Source organism: Vibrio sp. 1401 (assembly GCF_033340295.1).
Map to the genome: position 1 here is coordinate 1 of NZ_JAWOWF010000868.1, position 511 is coordinate 511.

The window sequence follows — 511 nt, forward strand, 5'->3', positions numbered from 1 at the left end:
CAATTAGAAAAAATGGTCTGACACTGGCGATCTTTGCTTGCGCCACAACAGGTTTGGTCGCGTTGACTCAGTACTTAACCGAAGATCAAATCAAGCCTCAGGAACAAAAGCAGCTACTTTCAGTGCTTAATCAAGTAATTCCTAAAATGATGCACGACAACGCATTAACTCAATCATGCACGTTGGTGACGTCTCCAGAGCTTGGCACGATGCACGCAATGCCTACCTACATTGCCACCAAAAATGGCGAGCCAACAGCCATCGCCATTGAGTCGATTGCACCAGATGGCTATAACGGTGAAATCAAAGTCATCACAGGTATCGATAATCAAGGTAAGATTTTAGGTACGCGCGTACTTAGCCATCAAGAAACACCGGGGCTAGGCGATAAAATAGATCTTCGCGTTACCAGTTGGATTCTTGGCTTCACGGGTAAGCAAGTCACCGAAGATAATTGGAATTCTTGGAAAGTTCGTAAAGATGGTGGAGACTTTGATCAGTTTACTGGCGC

Annotated in this window: 1 protein-coding gene; it reads left to right on the forward strand. The window is 45.2% G+C overall.

What is annotated here, in order from left to right; genetic code table 11:
- Window positions 1-2 precede the first annotated feature (2 nt).
- On the forward strand, window positions 3-511 hold a 509-nt coding region (gene rsxG, locus R7Z77_RS28610; protein ID WP_318137468.1), incomplete at its 3' end, for an electron transport complex subunit RsxG.